The following is an 18,783-nucleotide window of genomic DNA, read 5'->3' as shown; positions in this document are numbered from 1 at the left end:
GTAATATCCAATGGATGGCACTCATCATGTTTACTAATCGACGTATTGAGCGGCATGAGTTATCCCGTTTCCTGCAAGTGTTCAATCGGTTTACGGACAAGCCTATTGGTTACCTGGGCAATGTGTCTGAAGACGGGCTGATGTTGATCAGCCAATTACCGATGATGATCAGCGCGACGTTTGAACTGTGCGTGAAGGTTCCCATGGCGAATGGGGACGTTCAGGCAATCGACCTCACTGCTACATGTTTGTGGAGTCGTGAGGACGTCAATCCGCAGCACTATGACTCAGGTTTCAGTGTGGTCGCCGCGCCTGCGGAGTACAGACAACTGATCACCGCCTTGTTGCGTTACTTCAGTTTTGACCACTTGCAGGCTTCTGCCTAGACATCGCGCGTTGTCGACCCGGGCAGGTGTGTTTACCTTCGCCGTGGTCGTGCGCATTTTTTATAGCACCCCGGCTTTTTTCCAGTCCATGTAACGCGTCACCAACGCCGGTCCCAGCGCTGAGGGCAGGGTATCCAGTACGGTCAACCCGTGGGCGTTCAGACGATCATGCAATTCGTCGCGCCGGGTGAGGTAGTCGACGGCGCCGCTGTAGGCCAATGCCTCGGGCAAGGTTTGCACGGAAGACTGGCGCAGTTGGTCGAGCACTTCCTCGCGCAGGCTGGCGACCAGCACCCGGTGTTGGCGGCCGATGCGTTTGACTGCAGTCAGTAATGCCTCATCGTCCTCGTCCCGCAGGTTGCTCACTACAATGACCAGCGCACGGCGTTTCTGTCGGGCCAGCAGTTGGCTGGCAGCGGCTTCGTAATCGGCGGTGCGTTGCGTGGTATCCAGGTCGTAGACGTTGTTGAGCAACAGGTTCAACTGGCCGGTGCCCTTGACGGGCGCCAGATAACGGGGCTGATCGCAGGCAAAGGTGCACAGCCCCACCGCATCGCCTTGACGCAAGGCGACGTAGCTGAGCAGCAGGCAGGCATTGAGGGCGTGGTCGAAGTGGGAAAGCTCGGCGTCCTGGCTGCGCATGCGCCGACCGCAATCGAGCATGAACACGATTTGCTGGTCGCGCTCGTCCTGATACTCCCGGGCGATGGGTGTGCGTTGGCGTGCGGTGGCCTTCCAGTCGATCTGCCGCAGGCTGTCGCCCTCGCGAAACTCGCGCAACTGATGAAACTCCAGCCCTGGGCCGCGTCGCGGATGCTGTCGAACACCCAATTGGCTCAGCCAGCTGTCCACGCCCAGCAGTTGTGCGCCATACAGGCGCGCGAAGTCCGGGTAGACGCGGGTGGCGTCGGATACCTCCACAAAGCGTCGAGCCGACCACAGCCCCAGTGGGCTGGGCAGGTGAATTTCACACCGACTGAAGCTGAAATGCCCGCGCCGCAACGGGCGCAGGCGATAGCCCAACTCGCTGCGCGTGCCGGGTCGCAGTTCAATCAGTTGGGGCATGTTCTCCACGCTCAGCCCATCGGGTGCGTGATCGAATACCTGCACGGTCAGCGGCTGCGGATAATCGTGGTGCAGGGTGAGGCGCACGTCGCCCCAGCGACCCAGGGCCAGGCTGCCAGGCATCTGCCGTTGCACCCGGATGCCCGGGCGGCGGCGCAGGCGAAGGGCGTCCAGCAGGGCCAGCAGCAACAGCGCCAGCAACAGGCCCCACGCCACCTGGTGCAGGGTGTCGGGCAGCTTGAGCTGCAACGCTGCGGTGATCCCCAGCAGAGTGTTCAAACCCAGCAGGACACCGAGCCAGATCAGCAGCAGACGGGTTGGCTTCATGGGTGGCTCATTGCCTCGGCGCCGGAATCTGATCCAGCAGTTGTTTGAGCACCTGATCCACGTCCAGGCCATCGATGTCCAGTTCGGGGGCAATTCGTACCCGGTGGCGCAGCACTGCCATGGCGCAGCTCTTGATGTCGTCCGGGGTGACAAACTCGCCGCCGCGCAACAGGGCGCGGGCACGAGCGCCGCTGACCAGGGCAATTGAGGCGCGCGGACCGGCACCGATGGTCAGTCCTGGCCAACTGCGGGTGGCCCGGGCCAGGCGTACGGCATAGTCGAGCACTTGCTCATCCAGCGGCAGCTCAGTGGCGACCCGCTGCAGGTGCAGCACATCCGCAGCGAGCAGCACGGTACGCAGCGGTTGTACATCCAGCATGTCGGCACGCGAAGAACGCGTGACTTCGCGCACCATGTCCAGTTCCTGCCGAGCATCCGGGTAGTCCATGCGAATTTTGAGCATGAAGCGGTCCAGTTCGGCCTCCGGCAGGGGGTAAGTGCCTTCCTGCTCAATGGGGTTCTGAGTGGCCAGCACCATGAACGGCTGCCCGATGGGCAGCGCCTCGCCCTCCAGGGTCACCTGGCGTTCCTGCATGGCCTCGAGCAGCGCCGCCTGGGTTTTGGCGGGTGCGCGGTTGATTTCGTCGGCCAGCAGCAGGTGGGTGAACAACGGACCCTTGCGCAACTTGAACTGTTCGGTGTGCAGGTCATAGACAGCGTGGCCGGTGACATCGCTGGGCATCAGGTCGGGAGTGAACTGGATACGCGCGAAATCACCGCCGAAGCAGCGCGCCAATGCGCGTACCAGCAACGTCTTGCCCAGCCCAGGCACGCCCTCAAGCAATACGTGGCCGCCTGCAATCAATGCCGTCAGTACGTCATCAATCACGTCGTCCTGGCCAATCACCGCCTTGCGCAGTTCAACGCGCAAAGCGCTGGCCAGTTCGCTGGCCTGTAGCAAGGTGGCGCTGGTCAGGGGCGTGGCGCTGGGAAATTCACTCATAGGGCATTCCTGAGGGTTTGCAGGCATGCCACCTGATGGCTGAAATCGGCGCTGGAGAGCCGTTTTGCCGCAAGTGGCCCAAGGGCCTGGCTGATGACGTGAGAAGGTTGGCGGGTAAGGTGTTCAAGGACCTGGCACTGTGCCGCGTTATCGAGGTGTTCAAAGCCTGGGTGGCGGCGCCGCGCGGTGCGCAGGATATCGCGCTGCAAGGCCTGCAGCAGCGTGCCCTGGCCGCTGCGGCGCAGCAGGAAGTCAGCGCTGGCCTTCAAGTGTTCCTGCAATTGCCGACGCGCTTTGGGGGCCGGAGTCTGCACCGGGCCCTGGCGCATGCCGGCCTGCCAGAGTGCCAGGACAATCAGCGCGGCAAGCGTTACCAGAGCCTGGGGGAAATAGTGCGTCAGCAGGCTGAGCAGGTTGTCGACGTCACTGTTGAACAGCAACGTGACGGCTGTGTCCCGGTTCAGGTACCACAGCAGCCAGGCGTTATCGTGCTGGCCGATGATGGGGGCTTTCCACAGGTCGCTGTCGGTGACCACTGTCACACGGCCTTGCCCGAGGTTGAGCTGCATCAGGTGGCTGGCCCTGGCGCTGTTGGCGGAAAACTGGGCCAGATGCGTGGGGTCGGTGAGGTTGAAGTCGGTGTTGAAACTGAAATAGGCCGGGGCGGTTTCATTGTCGACGTAAAGTTTGGTCAGGTCCGGCTTGCTCCCTTTGCGCGCGGGAGCCGGTTCCTCGGGATCGTCACTCAACCACTGATGGATGTGCAGGCGATCGAGCAGCAAGTCGCCGCTTTTATCGGTCTCTTCATCCCAGAGTGCTTCAGCGACCAGCAACAGATGTCCGCCTGACCTTGCCCAGTCCAATAGTTGCTCTGCCTGGCGTGGGGCCATGTTGCCGCGCTCGCCCAGCAGCAACAGGCTATTGCCTTTGGCGGGAAGGTCGGCGAGCCGATCCAGGCCATTGGCATGCTCAACCACAAGGCCTTGCCCGCGCAGGAACTGCTCTGCCGCAAGGTAGGGATTGGCCAGCGCCTCCGGCGATGGGCCTCGGTCCACTACTTCGTCATAGGGAATGGCCTTGCTCCACAGAAACAACCCGCCTGCCCCCAGCAGGCCTGCCAGCAGCAATCCTACACACAGCAATGTCCGGTTCATTGGGCAGTACCTGCGTTGAACAGGCTGCGCCAATCGCTGCACAGTTGTTGTTGCGCCAACGGGGGAGGTGGCCGGTGACCGTAGGCGAGGTTTTGCCAATGGCGAGTCAGGTCTGTGCTGAAGGCCAGCAGGTGTGGTTGTTGCAATTGTTGAATGCGCTCCAGCACCTGGCCCTCGGTATCGGCGCTTTTCAGTGGCAGGTTGAAGTCGTGCAGCAACCGGCTAAGCAGGCCACGGTAGAGCAGTCCAAGGGCTTCGCGTGGCTGAGTGGGCCACAGTTGTTCGGCCGCACCGGCAACATCGTTGGGCAGGGTCTCGATGCCCACCGCCAGCCCGAATAACTGGGTGGGCGCAGGCAAGGCTGTGTCGGGTTTGCGTGGCCTTCGTCGGCTGACAAAGGTGCGCAGCCAGTCGCGATAACGCCAGACCAGCAACGCCACGCCGCTCGCCAGCAAACCCCACAACAGGACTTCGACGACCTGGGCCAGATGTTTGAAGCTGGCGCTGTTGAAGTTGTCCAGCAGTGCCTGCAGCCATGCGGGAAGTTTGCCATCACCACGCGGCTGGTTTTTTACGGCGGGTTTTTCGTCGCCGAAGCGATAGCGCGTGACGGTCTCGGGGTTCTTGAAGGGTGGCTTGTCCAGCAGAGTCTTGATCGATTGGCTGGCGGCCTGGGTGCTGACCGGTTTGGGCGGGCTGGCGTCATCCGCCATGGACGGCTGGCTGAAGAAGGGCATCAGCATCAGGCCTGCTACCAACAGCAACAGCGGCGCGACGCTGCCCAGGCGCTCTCGAAGGCGGCGAAATACCAGTTCCAGGTCCCAGGCCTCGAGTACGGTGCGGCGGTTGAGGTACAGGCTGAAGCCGCAGGCGACGTAGATCGGTTCCCAGAACACCAGAATCAATGCGTAGAACGCATTGCTCATGTGTTCCAGCCACAGCGCTTGCGAACCGGTGGCCTGCGCCAGGCGTTGCCAGTCCCAGTCCAGCTCGATCTGCTGGGGGATGAACAGGTAAAACAATGCCATGGCGCCGAACCACAACGTTATTTCAAGGCACATCCCAAGTAGGGTGAGCCAGCGCGAAGCTCCACCGTTACGTTGGAGCAGCACGCCCAGGCGTTTCTGACGCGCGTCACCGTCCAGTCCTTCGAGCTGGCTGACGGGCATCACAAAGCTGCGACTCAGGCTGAGCCGTCTCCAGATCAAGCTGCTCAACAACTGGCCTTTAAGCAGGCGCGGCCACTGGCGCACAGCCTGCCTGAGGCTGGGAGTCTCGCCGAACAAGGCCTTGGACAGGATGTACAGCGGCAAGCGGTCGAACGCCGGTTTCAGCCACCAGAACAGAAGCATGGCGGTGGACGGATACTTCCAAAACGCAGCGCTGAGCAAAATAAATACTGGCACGCTCACAATCGCCCAACTGGCTATCAGCAGCCAACGGTGTTTACGGGCCATCAGTACACCAAGGTCCATGGCTTCCCAAGGCGTGCGCGGCCGAATGACTACGCTTGAATCACTCAGGCGCATGGCGGGTGCGTCCGGTCAATGTCAGATAAGCGATCACCAGCAGCCATAGCACGGCGCCCACCAGGTATTTGATCCAGAGTGCAGTGGTGGTGGAGGACGACCAGTAGGCTTCGATAAAGGCTGCGATGAGCAGCAATATCATGACGCCGCAGAGCATTTGTATGCTTTTGCGCGCTGCCAGCCGCAGTGACTCGGCGCGTGTGAGGCGACCGGGCGCGATCAATGCCCAGCCCAACTGCAAGCCTGCCGCGCCGGCGAGGGCGATGGCAGTGAGTTCGAAAGCGCCATGGCCGATAACGAACGACCAGAAGGTCTGGCCGTAGCCGATTTCAGTGAGGTGCCCGGAGATGGCGCCGATGATCAAGCCGTTGTAGATCAGGAAAAACACACTGCCCAGCCCGAACAGCAAGCCTGCGGCGAATGTCTGGAAGGCAATCCCGATGTTGTGCATCACGTAGTAGCCGAACATCATCCAGTCCTCACTGGATGCTCGCTCGGCGACGCGGCCCAGGCGACTGGAATCGGGGTCATACATGCCTTGCATCTCGGCGACCTGCTGCGGGCTGACAATGCTGTAGATCAATTCGGGAAACAGGTATACCAGCAGCGCAACCACCATCAGGCTGCCGAAGAACAGCAGCCCGGCGATCAACACGAAGCGCCACTGCTCGCGCACCAGTCGTGGAAAATCGGCCAGCACGAAGCTCAATACGTTCGCGGTCAATTGGCTGCGGTGCCGGTACAGCTGCTGATGACCGCGCAATGCCAGTTGTTGCAGCGGGTCGACCAGATAACTGCTGTAGCCGCGCTCCTGGGCCAGGGCGAGGTGCTGGCACAGACGCCGATACTGATGGGGAAAGTCGGCCATATCGCCGGTCTTGAGCTTGCCTTGCTCCAACTGTTTCAGTTGTGCGGCAAAGGCTTGCCACTGCGGTTGGTGACGGCTTTCGAACAGGCTCTGTTTCATGTCGGCCCCAGCAAACCACGCGCGACGCCATTGAGTTGCTCTGCGGTATGAGCCGCCGGCACCTGCAGGGGCGTTGCGAGGATGGAAGCCAGTTCGTGCACCCGCTCTGCGGACAATTCGCTCTGGCGCTCGGCAAATCCGAGGATGGCGCGTTGTTCGCTGAGGTGCAGCGCGAACGGCAGGCGCAGAGGTGCGGCCTGCGGCACTTTGGGGCGGGCCAGTGGCTGTTCGCGATAAATCACCAGCGTGCCAGCGGCGAGATCGCCGAGTCGTTTGAAATGGGGATGTTGCAGGCAACTGACGGCGCCGAAAAAGTAGCCGAAGGGCAGCATGTCGACAAAGCGCAGCAGATTGCGGATAAGCGAAGCGGACCAGCCGACGGGTGTGCCGTCATCCTGCACCACGCGCAGGCCCATGACCTGCTTGCCGGGTGAGCAGCCCTGGTTGAGCACTTCGAACAGCACCATGTACCACCAACTGACCAGAAACAGCAGCAGCGAACCCAGGCCGATGCCGATATTGCCCAGTAGCGCCAGTGGCACCAGCAGGATGCCCATGACCAGCGCGCGTACGCCGAGGTCAAAGGCAAAGGCCAGCGCCCGTGGCAGCAGGCCGGCGGGACGCAGGGGCAGGTCGATGCCCTCCGGGGTCTCGATCTGGTAGCGGGTGTCCAATGGGGCTGATTGCATCGCGGTCCCTGGCAGTGCGGAGCGGTTGGAAGACACGGATGCTAGCAGTGTCGACGGCGGAAGCAACCATCCAAGATTTTACTGGATGTTTGTACAGCTGATTTGGCGCTGGCCCTGGACGCCTTGCAGCGCCTAGACTTTATCAATCTTCAGCTCAGGAATGGCCCGTGACCTCGATTTTCTGGTACGACTATGAAACCACCGGCATCAATCCACGCAGCGATCGTCCTCTTCAGGTCGCCGGTATTCGCACCGATCACGACCTCAACGAGATAGACGCGCCGGTCAATCTGTATTGCCTGCCCAGTGACGATATCCTGCCGCACCCGGCAGCTTGCGCAATTACCGGCATCACGCCTGCAATACTGGCGCAACAGGGCTTGGCCGAGGCGGACTTCATGACCCGTGTGCATGCGCAACTGGCAGCCCCCGGCACCTGTGGCGCCGGTTACAACACCTTGCGGTTTGACGATGAAATGACGCGGTACAGCCTGTACCGCAATTTCTTCGACCCTTATGCGCGGGAATGGCAGGGCGGCAACAGTCGCTGGGACTTGATCGATGTGGTGCGCACGGCCTACGCATTGCGTCCCGAAGGGATCACCTGGCCCGAACAGGACGGGCGCGTCACCCTCAAGCTTGAACGCCTGACCCAGGCCAACGGGATTGATCACGGCCAGGCGCACGATGCGTTGTCCGACGTACGCGCCACGATTGCGCTGGCCCGCCTGGTCCGCGAGAAACAGCCCAAGCTGTACGACTGGCTGTTTCAACTGCGCAGCAAGCAGCGCGTCATGGATCAGATCCGCCTGCTGCAGCCGATGGTGCATATATCCGGGCGCTTTTCCGCCGAGCGTCACTATTTGGGCGTGGTGCTCCCCCTGGCCTGGCACCCGCGCAACCGCAATGCCTTGATTGTGTGCGACCTGGGGCTTGATCCGCAGGGGCTGATCGAGCTGGACGCTGAAACTTTACGTCAGCATCTCTATAAGCGCCGCGATGAACTGGCCGAGGGCGAGATGCCTGTGCCGCTCAAGTTGGTGCATATCAACCGTTGCCCGGTGGTTGCTCCCTTGAGTGTGCTGCGGGCGCAGGACCGTGAACGGCTGCAATTGGACATGGACAGTTATCAGGCACGTGCGCTGCGGCTAACTGACGCACAGGCTGTATGGCGTGACAAGTTGACGGCTATTTATGCCGAGGAAGATTTCGCCGCGAGTGAAGATCCCGAGCAGCAGCTGTACGCTGGTTTTATCGGTGACCGCGACCGCCGATTATGTGAACAAGTCCGAGCCGCAGAACCCGCACAACTCGCCCGTCAGCAGTGGCCATTTGATGATCACCGTTTACCGGAATTATTATTTCGCTACCGCGCCCGTAACTTTGCTGACACCTTGAGCAGTGAGGAGCAACAACGCTGGAAACTTTTCTGTCAGCAACGTTTGTCGGACGCACAATGGGGGGCTCCCAATACGCTGGAGGCATTTAATCTTGCGCGACGGGAGTTGGCGTTTAGTGCTACATCGATTCAGTGTCAGGTACTGGATCAATGGCAGGATTATGTCGATGCTTTGGCGGCGCGGATGAATCTGTAGGAGGATAACTGCAGAAGTGTTCCGGCAATAAAAAACGCCAGCAAGCTGGCGTTTCAGGGGGGCGAAAATCAGGCGGGGCCTGGCAAGGCTTAGCCCAGCAGAGTGGCCCAACCTTCGACCACGTCACCGCCCCACTTGGCTTTCCACTCTTTCAGCGTCTTGTGGTTGCCACCTTTGGTTTCAATCACTTCGCCGTTGTGCGGGTTTTTGTATTGCTTGACCTTGCGAGCACGTTTGGTGCCGGTAGTTTTCACAGCGCCACGCGGTGCTTTAACTTTCGACTCTGGATCCAGCAGCGCGATGATGTCACGCAGGGACTTGGAGTATTCACCCATCAGGGTGCGCAGCTTGCCTTCGAATTCCAGCTCGGTTTTCAGTTTGTCGTCTTGGGACAGATTCTTCAAACGGGCTTGCAGCTCTTTGATAGCTTCTTCGGTGGCGCGGTATTCGTTGATCAGGGACATGTGGACTACCTTATGTAGAACGCGGATGACAGGGACAGTGGGCTAATAATAGTCAGGCAATTTGCTCAAGTAAACATTTAAGCGTGTATTCAGGTGAATTACGTTGAATGTAAGCGGCACCGCGATGCAATCGACTTAATAAGTAGCGGTATGTGCAACGACATTCTGATTAATTTCTCGCTTACTGCTCACGCATAAGGTTGTACATTTATCTAAGGGCGGTAAAACCTTACACAATTAAGGGGCACCGGCAGAGCGGGAGGGCAGAATAAGCGCGAAGGAATACTGCAGTTTTTCTGCGCAATCGCTAGAATGGCGGCCTTTGCGAAGTTCTGGAGTTTCCCCCTAATGCGCACTTTTCGGCTGGTGATTGCTTGCCCGGACCGGGTTGGCATCGTTGCCAAAGTCAGTAACTTTCTGGCCTCCCACAACGGTTGGATCACCGAGGCGAGCCATCACTCGGACGATCTCAGCGGTTGGTTTTTCATGCGTCACGAAATACGTGCCGACACGCTTCCCTTTGGTCTGCAGGCCTTCCGCGAGGCGTTTGCGCCGATTGCCGAAGAGTTTTCGATGACCTGGCACATCACTGACACCGAGCAGAAAAAACGAGTGGTGCTGATGGCCAGCCGTGAGTCCCACTGTTTGGCCGACCTGCTGCACCGTTGGCACAGCGATGAGCTGGACTGCGAGATTGCCTGCGTGATCTCCAACCATGACGACCTGCGCAGCATGGTCGAATGGCATGGCATCCCGTACTACCACGTGCCGGTCAACCCGCAGGACAAGGAGCCTGCGTTTGCCGAGGTTTCCCGTCTGGTCGGGCAGCATGAAGCCGACGTGGTAGTGCTGGCGCGCTACATGCAGATCCTGCCGCCGGAACTGTGCCGCGAATACGCTGGCAGGGTGATCAACATTCACCACAGCTTCCTGCCCTCGTTTGTCGGCGCCAAGCCTTACCATCAGGCGTCCCTGCGCGGTGTGAAGTTGATTGGTGCAACCTGCCACTACGTCACTGAAGAGCTGGATGCCGGCCCGATCATCGAGCAGGACGTGGTGCGTGTCAGCCACAGCGACAGCATCGAAGACATGGTGCGTTTCGGCCGTGACGTCGAGAAGATGGTGCTGGCCCGTGGCCTGCGTTATCACCTGGAAGATCGCGTGCTGGTGCATGGCAACAAGACAGTTGTGTTCTGATCTCAGCGATTGAAGAATCAAGGGCCTGGGCGTTAAATCGTCCCAGGCCCTTTTTCTTTGCCTGTATGTCGAGGATTGAGTCATGAATGACCCTTTGGACAAAGCGACCGCAAAGGCGCCGGCGACCCTGGGTGAGGGCTGTTTGAGCCGCTATGACCCGGATGACCTGAACAGTGAAGACGGCACGGACTTTCCCGGTGCCGCCCAGTTATGGGAACGCGAGCGCAGCAAGTCCGAGCCTGACAAGGACTGATCAAGTTCGAACGTTACCCATCTTTCAAGCGAAGATTTTATTCATCGCGTGATAGAGGCGGCTAATGTCTTAATATTCCAGGCGCCTACCTGCGGCACTGGACATCAACCATGGGTGACGAAATGCCTGATTCCACACAACTCCTGATCGGTGCCGACTCAGACGGCCAGCCCATCGCCCAGCCCATGCGCCTGGCCAATCGTCATGGATTGATCGCCGGGGCAACGGGCACGGGCAAGACCGTGACCTTGCAGCGCCTGGCGGAAGCCTTCAGCGATGCGGGGGTGGCGGTATTTGCCGCCGATATCAAAGGAGACCTCTGTGGCCTCGGCGCCGCCGCCAACCCCCAGGGCAAGGTGGCCGAGCGTATCGCCGGCATGCCTTTCATTAATTACACCGCCAGTGCGTATCCCGTCACGCTGTGGGACATTCACGGCCAGTCCGGTCATCCATTGCGCACCACCATCAGCGAAATGGGGCCGCTGTTGCTCGGCAGCCTGCTGGAGCTCACCGACAGCCAACAGTCGGCACTGTACGCGGCCTTCAAGGTGGCCGACCGCGAAGGCCTGTTGCTGTTGGACCTCAAGGACCTCAAGGCGCTGCTCAATCACCTGCACTATCACCCAGAACTGCTGGGCGATGACGCGGCATTGATGAACACGGGCTCCAGCCAGGCGCTGCTGCGACGTCTGGCAGTGCTGGAACAGCAGGGCGCCGACGCTTTGTTTGGCGAGCCCGCGTTGCAACTTGAAGATATTTTGCAGCCCGCCGCAGAGGGCCGCGGCCGTATTCATCTACTGGACGCCAGCCGCCTCGTGCACGAAGCGCCGAAGGTGTATGCCACGTTCCTGTTGTGGCTCCTGGCGGAGCTGTTCGAGCAATTGCCGGAGCGCGGCGATGCCGAAAAGCCGCTGCTGGCGCTGTTCTTCGATGAGGCCCATTTGTTATTCGCCGATACCCCCAAGGCGTTGCAGGATCGCCTGGAGCAAGTAGTGAGGTTGATTCGCTCCAAAGGCGTTGGCGTGTATTTCGTCACGCAGTCCCCGGGGGATCTGCCTGACACCGTACTGGCGCAACTTGGCCTGCGTATCCAGCACGGCTTGCGCGCCTTCACCACTAAAGAACAGAAATCCCTGCGCGCCGTGGCCGAGGGTTTCCGCGCGAATCCGGCGTTCGATGCATTAACGGTGCTGACGGAGCTGGGCACGGGTGAGGCGTTGGTCGGCACCTTGCAGGAAAAGGGCACGCCGGAGGTCGTCCAGCGGGTGCTGGTGGCACCGCCACAATCGCGGATCGGCCCGCTCAGTGAGGTCGAACGTGCGGCGCTGATCGCCAGCTCGCCCCTGCAAGGCCGTTATGACAAACCGATCGATCGCGAATCCGCCTATGAAGTGCTGATGGCGCGCAAGGAATTGGGGCCTGGCGCAGACTCTACGCCTGCCGCCCAGGAGCCGAGCTTCACCGACAGGGCCGGCGCGTTTCTGGGGACGGCGGCAGGCAAGGCGCTCAAGTCCGCGATGCAGCAGGCAGCCAATCAAATGGGGCGGCAGTTGGTGCGCGGTTTGCTGGGCTCGTTGCTCGGCGGCAGCAAGCGCAAGTAGCGGCTCAGGCCTTGGGCCTGGCGTGGGCGGCCAGGCGTTCCAGTGCCGCGCGCAAACCTGGATCGCTGATCCCGTCGGCCGTGGCCTGGATGGTTTCGGCGGCGTTTTCCGACAGGTCCATGGTATGGCCCACTGCACCTTGCTGCACGGTGGGCGGCTGTACCTTGAACTGGATGCGCGTCAGGCTGACGAACTCATCAAATGCCATCAATTGTCGCTGCAGGCGTTTTTGCTGGTAGCGCAGGCGCGTCGCCCAATGGCCGTCAGTGACGATCAGCAGCAAATTGCCTTCACGCCAGGACGCCACGTGACAATGTTCGCGTGCGGCGGGTTGCAGCTGGCTTTCGAGTAGGCGTTGCAGGTGTCCCAGGCGTTGGGCGTGGCCGAAGATTGCTTTCAACGGCTTGGCTTCGCGAAGCAACACGCTGGGCGCGCGGGCTGTAAGAGGGCGAAATGCCATAAGCGGACACCTTAAGTAACAGAGCGGCCATCTTAACAGAAAGCGCGCAGGCGGCCCTAGGCAATGCCGATGCCCGGCTTTTCCCGCGAAATCAATAGGTAACTTCTGCATTCGATGGGTTGAAGTTCGCGCAAAAGCCCTTATTTTAAACAGGCCCTCTCACAGCCCCATGCCAGCATCTGGGAATAACGCCACTTTCCTCACCCACGTTTCCGGGTAGAATGCGCGTTCGCATGCGGCCGTGAGGGCTGCTCGGGCCACTGACGGTGCGCCCTCCATCCCTATGTGTGGAAGAACCTGCCGATATGTTTGCGCCTTTGTTAAAGAAACTTTTTGGAAGCAAGAATGAGCGCGAAGTCAAACGCATGCTCAAGACGGTGCAGCTGGTCAATGCTTTCGAAGAGCAGATGGTTGCCCTTTCCGACGAGCAATTGCGCGCCAAGACCCAAGAGTTCAAGGCCCGCATAGCCAAAGGTGAAACCCTCGACAAACTGCTGCCCGAAGCCTTCGCGGTTGCCCGTGAAGCCGGCAAGCGCGTAATGGGCATGCGCCACTTCGACGTCCAGTTGATCGGCGGCATGACCCTGCATGAAGGCATGATTGCCGAAATGCGTACCGGTGAAGGCAAGACCCTGGTGGCGACACTGGGCGTTTACCTCAACGCACTGTCCGGCAAGGGTGTGCACGTTGTCACCGTGAACGACTACCTGGCCCGCCGGGACGCCAATTGGATGCGCCCGCTGTATGAATTCCTCGGCCTCACCGTCGGCGTGGTCACGCCGTTCCAGCCGCCGGAAGAGAAGCGCGCGGCCTACGCCGCCGACATCACCTACGGCACCAACAACGAATTCGGTTTCGACTACCTGCGCGACAACATGGCGTTCAGCATGGAAGAAAAATTCCAGCGCGAACTCAATTTTGCCGTGATCGACGAAGTCGACTCCATCCTGATCGACGAAGCCCGTACCCCGCTGATCATCTCCGGCCAGGCCGAAGACAGTTCGCGCCTGTACACCGAGATCAACAAGTTGATCCCGCGTCTGGAGCAGCACATCGAGGAAGTGGAAGGCGTAGTGACCAAAGAAGGTCACTTCACCATCGATGAGAAGACCCGCCAGGTCGAACTCAACGAAGCCGGTCACCAGTTCGTCGAAGACATGCTCACCCAGATCGGCCTGCTGGCCGAAGGCGAAAGCCTCTACTCGGCGCACAACCTGGGCCTGTTGACCCACGTGTATGCCGGTCTGCGCGCGCACAAACTGTTCCATCGCAACGTCGAATACATCGTGCAGGACGGCCAGGTCGTGCTGGTTGACGAACACACCGGCCGTACCATGCCGGGGCGTCGTCTGTCCGAAGGCCTGCACCAGGCCATCGAGGCCAAGGAAGTGCTCAACATCCAGGCCGAAAGCCAGACGTTGGCGTCCACCACCTTCCAGAACTACTTCCGTCTGTACAACAAGCTGTCCGGCATGACCGGTACGGCCGACACCGAAGCATTCGAATTTCACCAGATCTACGGTCTGTCGGTCGTGGTTATCCCGCCGAACAAGCCGCTGGCGCGCAAGGACTTCAACGACCTGGTGTTCCTGACCGCCGAAGAGAAGTATGCGGCGATCATCAACGACATCAAGGACGGCATGGCCCAGGGCCGCCCGATCCTGGTGGGCACCGCGACCATCGAGACGTCCGAGCACGTGTCCAACCTGCTCAATAAGGAAGGCATCGAGCACAAGGTGCTCAACGCCAAATTCCACGAAAAGGAAGCCGAAATCATCGCCCAGGCCGGTCGCCCAGGCGCGCTGACCATCGCCACCAACATGGCCGGTCGTGGTACCGACATTCTGTTGGGCGGCAACTGGGAAGTGGAAGTGGCCTCGCTGGATAACCCAACGCCCGAGCAGGTCGCCCAGATCAAGGCCGACTGGCAGAAGCGTCATCAGGCCGTGCTGGAATCCGGTGGCCTGCAGGTGATCGCTTCCGAACGTCACGAATCACGTCGTATCGATAACCAGCTGCGTGGCCGTGCCGGTCGCCAGGGTGACGCCGGTTCCAGCCGTTTCTACCTGTCCCTGGAAGACAGCCTGATGCGTATCTTCGCCTCGGACCGCGTGAAGAACTTCATGAAGGCCCTGGGCATGCAGTCCGGTGAAGCGATCGAGCACCGCATGGTGACCAACGCCATCGAAAAGGCCCAGCGCAAGGTTGAAGGGCGCAACTTCGACATTCGCAAGCAACTGCTCGAGTTCGATGACGTCAACAACGAACAGCGTAAAGTGATCTATCACATGCGCAACACGTTGCTGGCTGCCGACAACATCGGCGAGACCATTGCCGATTTCCGTCAGGACGTACTCAACGCCACCGTCACCGCACACATTCCGCCACAGTCCCTGCCTGAGCAGTGGGATGTTGCCGGTCTGGAAGCGGCGCTCAAGAGCGACTTTGGTGTCGACCTGCCGGTCCAGCAATGGCTGGACGAAGACGACCACCTCTACGAAGAGACGCTGCGCGAGAAGCTGATGGCCGAGCTGCTGGCCGCGTACAACGAGAAAGAAGAGCAGGCGAGCGCCGAAGCCCTGCGCACGTTCGAGAAGCAGATCGTACTGCGCGTGCTGGACGACCTGTGGAAAGACCACCTGTCGACCATGGACCACCTGCGTCACGGCATCCACCTGCGTGGCTATGCCCAGAAGAACCCGAAGCAGGAGTACAAGCGCGAGTCGTTCACGCTGTTCTCCGAATTGCTCGATTCGATCAAGCGCGATTCGATTCGCGTGCTCTCCCACGTTCAGGTGCGTCGCGAAGACCCGATCGAAGAAGAGGCGCGTCTGCGCCAGGAAGCCGAGGCACTGGCTGCGCGCATGCAGTTCCAGCACGACGAGGCACCGGGCCTGGACGCGCCGGAAGTGCTTGGCGAAGAGATCGATGTAGCCCTGGCGCAAACTCCGGTGCGCAACGATCAGAAGCTGGGTCGCAACGAACTGTGCTGGTGCGGTTCGGGCAAGAAGTACAAACACTGCCACGGCGAAATCAACTAGTATTTTCGCCTGACGCTGCAACACCCCGCGCCGCGACCGGCCTCTGCCGTCGCGGCGTTTTGCAATTAATCTCACCGTCAATCAAGACGGCACAGACATCATCTATTGTTGAGGAGCGCATTCATGGCTGTTGGTCTTGGTCCTTTGCCCACATTGCACCCGGTTGCCGGCTTTGAGCTCGGTATCGCTTCGGCCGGCATCAAGCGGCCGGGTCGCAAGGATGTGGTAGTGATGCGCTGTGCCGAGGGTTCGACCGTCGCTGGCGTGTTTACCCTCAATGCGTTTTGTGCCGCGCCGGTGATTTTGGCCAAGCAACGCGTGGCCGGCCCGATTCGTTACCTGCTGACCAACACCGGCAATGCCAACGCCGGTACTGGCGAGCCTGGCCTTGTCGCTGCTGCGCGCACCTGTGCAAAGCTTGCGCAATTGACCGGCGTGGATGCCAGCCAGGTGCTGCCGTACTCCACCGGTGTGATCGGCGAGCCGCTGCCGGTCGAGAAAATCGAAGGGGCTCTTCAAGCCGCGCTGGATGATTTGTCTGTGGACAACTGGGCGGCAGCGGCCACTGGCATCATGACCACCGATACCCTGCCCAAGGGCGCGAGCCGTCAGTTCGTGCATGACGGCGTGACGGTGACCGTCACCGGCATCAGCAAGGGCGCGGGGATGATCCGCCCGAACATGGCCACCATGCTCGGCTACATTGCCACCGACGCCAAGGTGTCGCGCAACGTTCTGCACAGCCTGATCCTGGATGGCGCCAACAAGTCGTTCAACCGCATCACCATCGATGGCGACACCTCGACCAACGACTGCTGCATGCTGATTGCCACCGGCCAGGCCAACCTGCCGGAAATCACCGACGCCAGCGGCCCGCTGTTCGCGGCGTTGAAGCAGGCGGTGTTTGAAGTGTGCATGGACGTGGCCCAGGCCATCGTGCGTGACGGCGAAGGCGCAACCAAGTTCGTCACCGTTGAAGTCAATGGCGGCGGCAACCATCAGGAATGCCTGGACGTGGGCTACACCGTGGCCCATTCGCCGTTGATCAAGACCGCACTGTTTGCCTCCGACCCGAACTGGGGACGCATCCTCGCTGCCGTCGGCCGCGCCGGCGTGCCGGAGCTGGACGTGAGCAAGATCGACGTATTCCTCGGTGACGTGTGCATCGCCAGCCGTGGCGCACGGGCCGAAACCTACACTGAAGCCCAAGGTTCGGCAGTGATGCAGCAGGAAGAAATCACCATCCGCATCGAGCTGGGCCGCGGCGATTGCAGCGAAACCATCTGGACCACTGATCTGTCCCACGAGTACGTGAAGATCAACGCGGAATATCGCACCTGACAATGACCCTCCCCCTGCAGGCGTTCGCGCCTGCAGGGGTTACCACACGAGGAAGCAGTGGCGTGAAACGAGTACATGTAGCAGCGGCGGTGATCCGCGGCCTCGACGGCAGGATTCTGCTGGCGCGCCGTGCCGACACCCAGCATCAGGGCGGTTTGTGGGAGTTTCCCGGCGGCAAGGTGGAGGCTGACGAGTCGGTTTCCACTGCGCTGTCCCGCGAACTGCAGGAAGAGTTGGGCATTCAGGTCACGACGGCGCGTCCGTTGATCAAGGTGCAGCACGACTACCCGGACAAGCAGGTGTTGCTGGATGTCTGGGAAGTCTCGTCGTTTACCGGCCAGCCTCACGGCGTCGAAGGGCAGCCCCTGGCGTGGGTGGCGCCTCGGGATCTGCTTAACTATGCGTTTCCCGCAGCCAACACACCGATTGTCGCGGCGGCGCGCCTGCCTGCCGACTACCTGATCACCCCCGGTGAGCTGGAAACCCCGACGCTGTTGCGTGGCATCCAACAGGCTGTCGCCGCTGGCATCAAGCTGATTCAACTGCGTGCGCCCAATGGTTACGACCCGAAATACCGCGACCTGGCGGTGGATGCGGTGGGATTGTGTGCCGGCAAAGCGCAATTGATGCTCAAGGGACCGTTCGAATGGCTGGGGGATTTTCCTGCGGCGGGTTGGCACGTGACCTCGGCGCAACTGCGCAAATACGCGAGCAAGGGCCGGCCGTTGCCGAAGGACCGCTGGTTGGCTGCGTCCTGCCATAACGCCGAGGAACTGGCGCTGGCCGAATTGATGGACGTGGACTTTGTCACGTTGTCGCCTGTGCAACCGACCCATACCCATCCGGATGCGCAGCCGTTGGGCTGGGAACAGGCGTCGCAGTTGATTGCCGGTTTCAGCAAGCCGGTGTTTCTGCTGGGCGGGGTAGGACCTGCCGAGCGGGAGCGGGCCTGGGAGGCAGGGGCTCAGGGTGTGGCGGGTATCAGGGCGTTCTGGCCGCAGGGTTGAGGGGGCTCTGAAGGGCCTCATCGGGAGCAAGCCCCCTCCCACAGTTGACCCGGTTCCAACGCTGGAATGCGGTCACCTGTGGGAGGGGGCTTGTCCCCGATGAGGCCAGACAAGGCACTGCATAATCAGTGCGGCTTGGCCGCCGCCTGCCACAGCACCTCCGCCACTGCCTGGCGCCTGGCAATGACCCGCGCCGCCACAAACAGCAGATCCGACAACCGATTGATATACGCAAGCCCGACCCCCTCCAGCGGTTCCACCGCGTTCAGGTGCTGACACCGACGCTCCGCGCTGCGTGCCAGGCTGCGGCATACGTGTGCCTGGGCAATCAAGGCTGAGCCTCCGGGCAGGATGAAGTTTTCCAGCGGCCCGACTTCTTCGTTCCAGCGATCAATCGCCGCTTCCAGCCGGTCCACCTCGGCCGCATTCAATGCTTTGTACACCGGCATGGCCAGCTCACCGCCGAGGTCGAACAAGCGATGCTGGCAAGGCGTCAGCACTTCAATCACGTCCCTGAGTTCAGGGTGCTTGCCGCTCTGCTCTTCAAGATTGGCCAGCAGCAGGCCCAACTGGCTATTGAGTGTATCGACTTCACCAATGGCCTCCACGCGCGGATGGTCCTTGGGCACACGGCGGCCGTCGCCGAGGCCGGTTTCGCCCTGATCGCCAGTACGGGTGTAGATCTTCGACAAGCGAAAGCCCAT

At 60.8% G+C, this 18,783-nt stretch carries 17 protein-coding genes; 8 read left to right on the top strand and 9 right to left on the bottom strand.

What is annotated here, in order from left to right; translation table 11 throughout:
* Positions 1–26 precede the first annotated feature (26 nt).
* Entirely contained in the window at positions 27–386 is a 360-nt protein-coding gene (locus JOE32_RS12015; protein WP_209984313.1) for a PilZ domain-containing protein, read from the top strand.
* A gap of 60 nt (positions 387–446) precedes the next feature.
* Here the strand turns inward: JOE32_RS12015 and JOE32_RS12010 are convergent, their stop codons facing one another.
* From JOE32_RS12010 to JOE32_RS11985, 6 genes are read right to left on the bottom strand one after another with little or no spacing between them, the layout of a single operon-like run.
* The gene (locus JOE32_RS12010) at positions 447–1,778 is read right to left on the bottom strand and encodes a DUF58 domain-containing protein (RefSeq protein WP_209984310.1); all 1,332 of its coding nucleotides are present in this window, start codon (positions 1,776–1,778) and stop codon (positions 447–449) included.
* A 7-nt stretch (positions 1,779–1,785) separates the two neighbouring features.
* Positions 1,786–2,781: a MoxR family ATPase gene (locus JOE32_RS12005; RefSeq protein ID WP_209984308.1), complete on the bottom strand. Its 996-nt coding sequence runs from the start codon at positions 2,779–2,781 to the stop codon at positions 1,786–1,788.
* Positions 2,778–3,935 carry a DUF4350 domain-containing protein gene (locus tag JOE32_RS12000; protein ID WP_209984305.1) on the bottom strand — a complete coding sequence of 386 codons (1,158 nt, stop codon included), beginning with the start codon at positions 3,933–3,935 and terminating at the stop codon, positions 2,778–2,780. The genes JOE32_RS12005 and JOE32_RS12000 overlap by 4 nt, the downstream gene beginning before the upstream one ends.
* Entirely contained in the window at positions 3,932–5,464 is a 1,533-nt protein-coding gene (locus JOE32_RS11995) for a DUF4129 domain-containing protein (protein ID WP_209984303.1), read from the bottom strand. Before JOE32_RS11995 ends, JOE32_RS12000 begins: the two co-directional genes overlap by 4 nt.
* A complete protein-coding gene (locus JOE32_RS11990; protein WP_209984300.1) occupies positions 5,451–6,431 on the bottom strand; it encodes a stage II sporulation protein M in 981 nt (326 codons plus the stop codon). The genes JOE32_RS11995 and JOE32_RS11990 overlap by 14 nt, the downstream gene beginning before the upstream one ends.
* Entirely contained in the window at positions 6,428–7,120 is a 693-nt protein-coding gene (locus JOE32_RS11985; RefSeq protein ID WP_209984297.1) for an RDD family protein, read from the bottom strand. Before JOE32_RS11985 ends, JOE32_RS11990 begins: the two co-directional genes overlap by 4 nt.
* 167 nt (positions 7,121–7,287) lie before the next feature.
* On the opposite strand from JOE32_RS11985, the gene sbcB reads away from it, so the two are divergent.
* Positions 7,288–8,715 (top strand): exodeoxyribonuclease I, encoded by a 1,428-nt coding sequence (sbcB, locus tag JOE32_RS11980; RefSeq protein WP_209984295.1) that lies wholly within the window; start codon positions 7,288–7,290, stop codon positions 8,713–8,715.
* An 89-nt stretch (positions 8,716–8,804) separates the two neighbouring features.
* Here the strand turns inward: sbcB and mvaT are convergent, their stop codons facing one another.
* Positions 8,805–9,179, bottom strand: a complete 375-nt coding sequence (mvaT, locus tag JOE32_RS11975; protein ID WP_003175830.1) for a histone-like nucleoid-structuring protein MvaT — start codon at positions 9,177–9,179, stop codon at positions 8,805–8,807.
* Positions 9,180–9,527: 348 nt separating this feature from the next.
* On the opposite strand from mvaT, the gene purU reads away from it, so the two are divergent.
* From purU to JOE32_RS11960, 3 genes are all read left to right on the top strand, one after another.
* On the top strand, positions 9,528–10,376 hold the full coding sequence (purU, locus tag JOE32_RS11970; protein WP_003237644.1) for a formyltetrahydrofolate deformylase: 849 nt from the start codon (positions 9,528–9,530) through the stop codon (positions 10,374–10,376).
* Positions 10,377–10,458: 82 nt separating this feature from the next.
* A complete protein-coding gene (locus tag JOE32_RS11965) occupies positions 10,459–10,629 on the top strand; it encodes a hypothetical protein (RefSeq protein ID WP_209984293.1) in 171 nt (56 codons plus the stop codon).
* 122 nt (positions 10,630–10,751) lie between these two features.
* Positions 10,752–12,230 (top strand): helicase HerA-like domain-containing protein, encoded by a 1,479-nt coding sequence (locus JOE32_RS11960; protein ID WP_209984291.1) that lies wholly within the window; start codon positions 10,752–10,754, stop codon positions 12,228–12,230.
* A 4-nt stretch (positions 12,231–12,234) separates the two neighbouring features.
* Here the strand turns inward: JOE32_RS11960 and JOE32_RS11955 are convergent, their stop codons facing one another.
* Positions 12,235–12,690, bottom strand: coding sequence for a DciA family protein (locus JOE32_RS11955; RefSeq protein WP_209984289.1), 456 nt, complete (start codon positions 12,688–12,690; stop codon positions 12,235–12,237).
* 305 nt (positions 12,691–12,995) lie between these two features.
* Here JOE32_RS11955 and secA point away from each other — a divergent pair, with 305 nt between their 5' ends.
* The 3 genes from secA to JOE32_RS11940 all read left to right on the top strand — a co-directional run bounded on the left by secA (position 12,996) and on the right by JOE32_RS11940 (position 18,079).
* A complete protein-coding gene (secA, locus tag JOE32_RS11950; RefSeq protein WP_209984287.1) occupies positions 12,996–15,731 on the top strand; it encodes a preprotein translocase subunit SecA in 2,736 nt (911 codons plus the stop codon).
* A 123-nt stretch (positions 15,732–15,854) separates the two neighbouring features.
* Complete coding sequence (gene argJ, locus JOE32_RS11945; RefSeq protein ID WP_057007180.1) at positions 15,855–17,072, top strand: bifunctional glutamate N-acetyltransferase/amino-acid acetyltransferase ArgJ; 1,218 nt, start codon at positions 15,855–15,857, stop codon at positions 17,070–17,072.
* Between the two features lie 62 nt (positions 17,073–17,134).
* Positions 17,135–18,079, top strand: a complete 945-nt coding sequence (locus JOE32_RS11940) for a Nudix family hydrolase (protein ID WP_209984272.1) — start codon at positions 17,135–17,137, stop codon at positions 18,077–18,079.
* Positions 18,080–18,204: 125 nt separating this feature from the next.
* On the opposite strand, the gene JOE32_RS11935 is transcribed toward JOE32_RS11940, so the two are convergent.
* Entirely contained in the window at positions 18,205–18,783 is a 579-nt protein-coding gene (locus tag JOE32_RS11935) for a cob(I)yrinic acid a,c-diamide adenosyltransferase (RefSeq protein ID WP_209984269.1), read from the bottom strand.

It is taken from the genome of Pseudomonas sp. PvP025 (assembly GCF_017832155.1).
GTDB lineage: Bacteria > Pseudomonadota > Gammaproteobacteria > Pseudomonadales > Pseudomonadaceae > Aquipseudomonas.
This window is presented reverse-complemented; position numbering and strand designations above follow the sequence as displayed.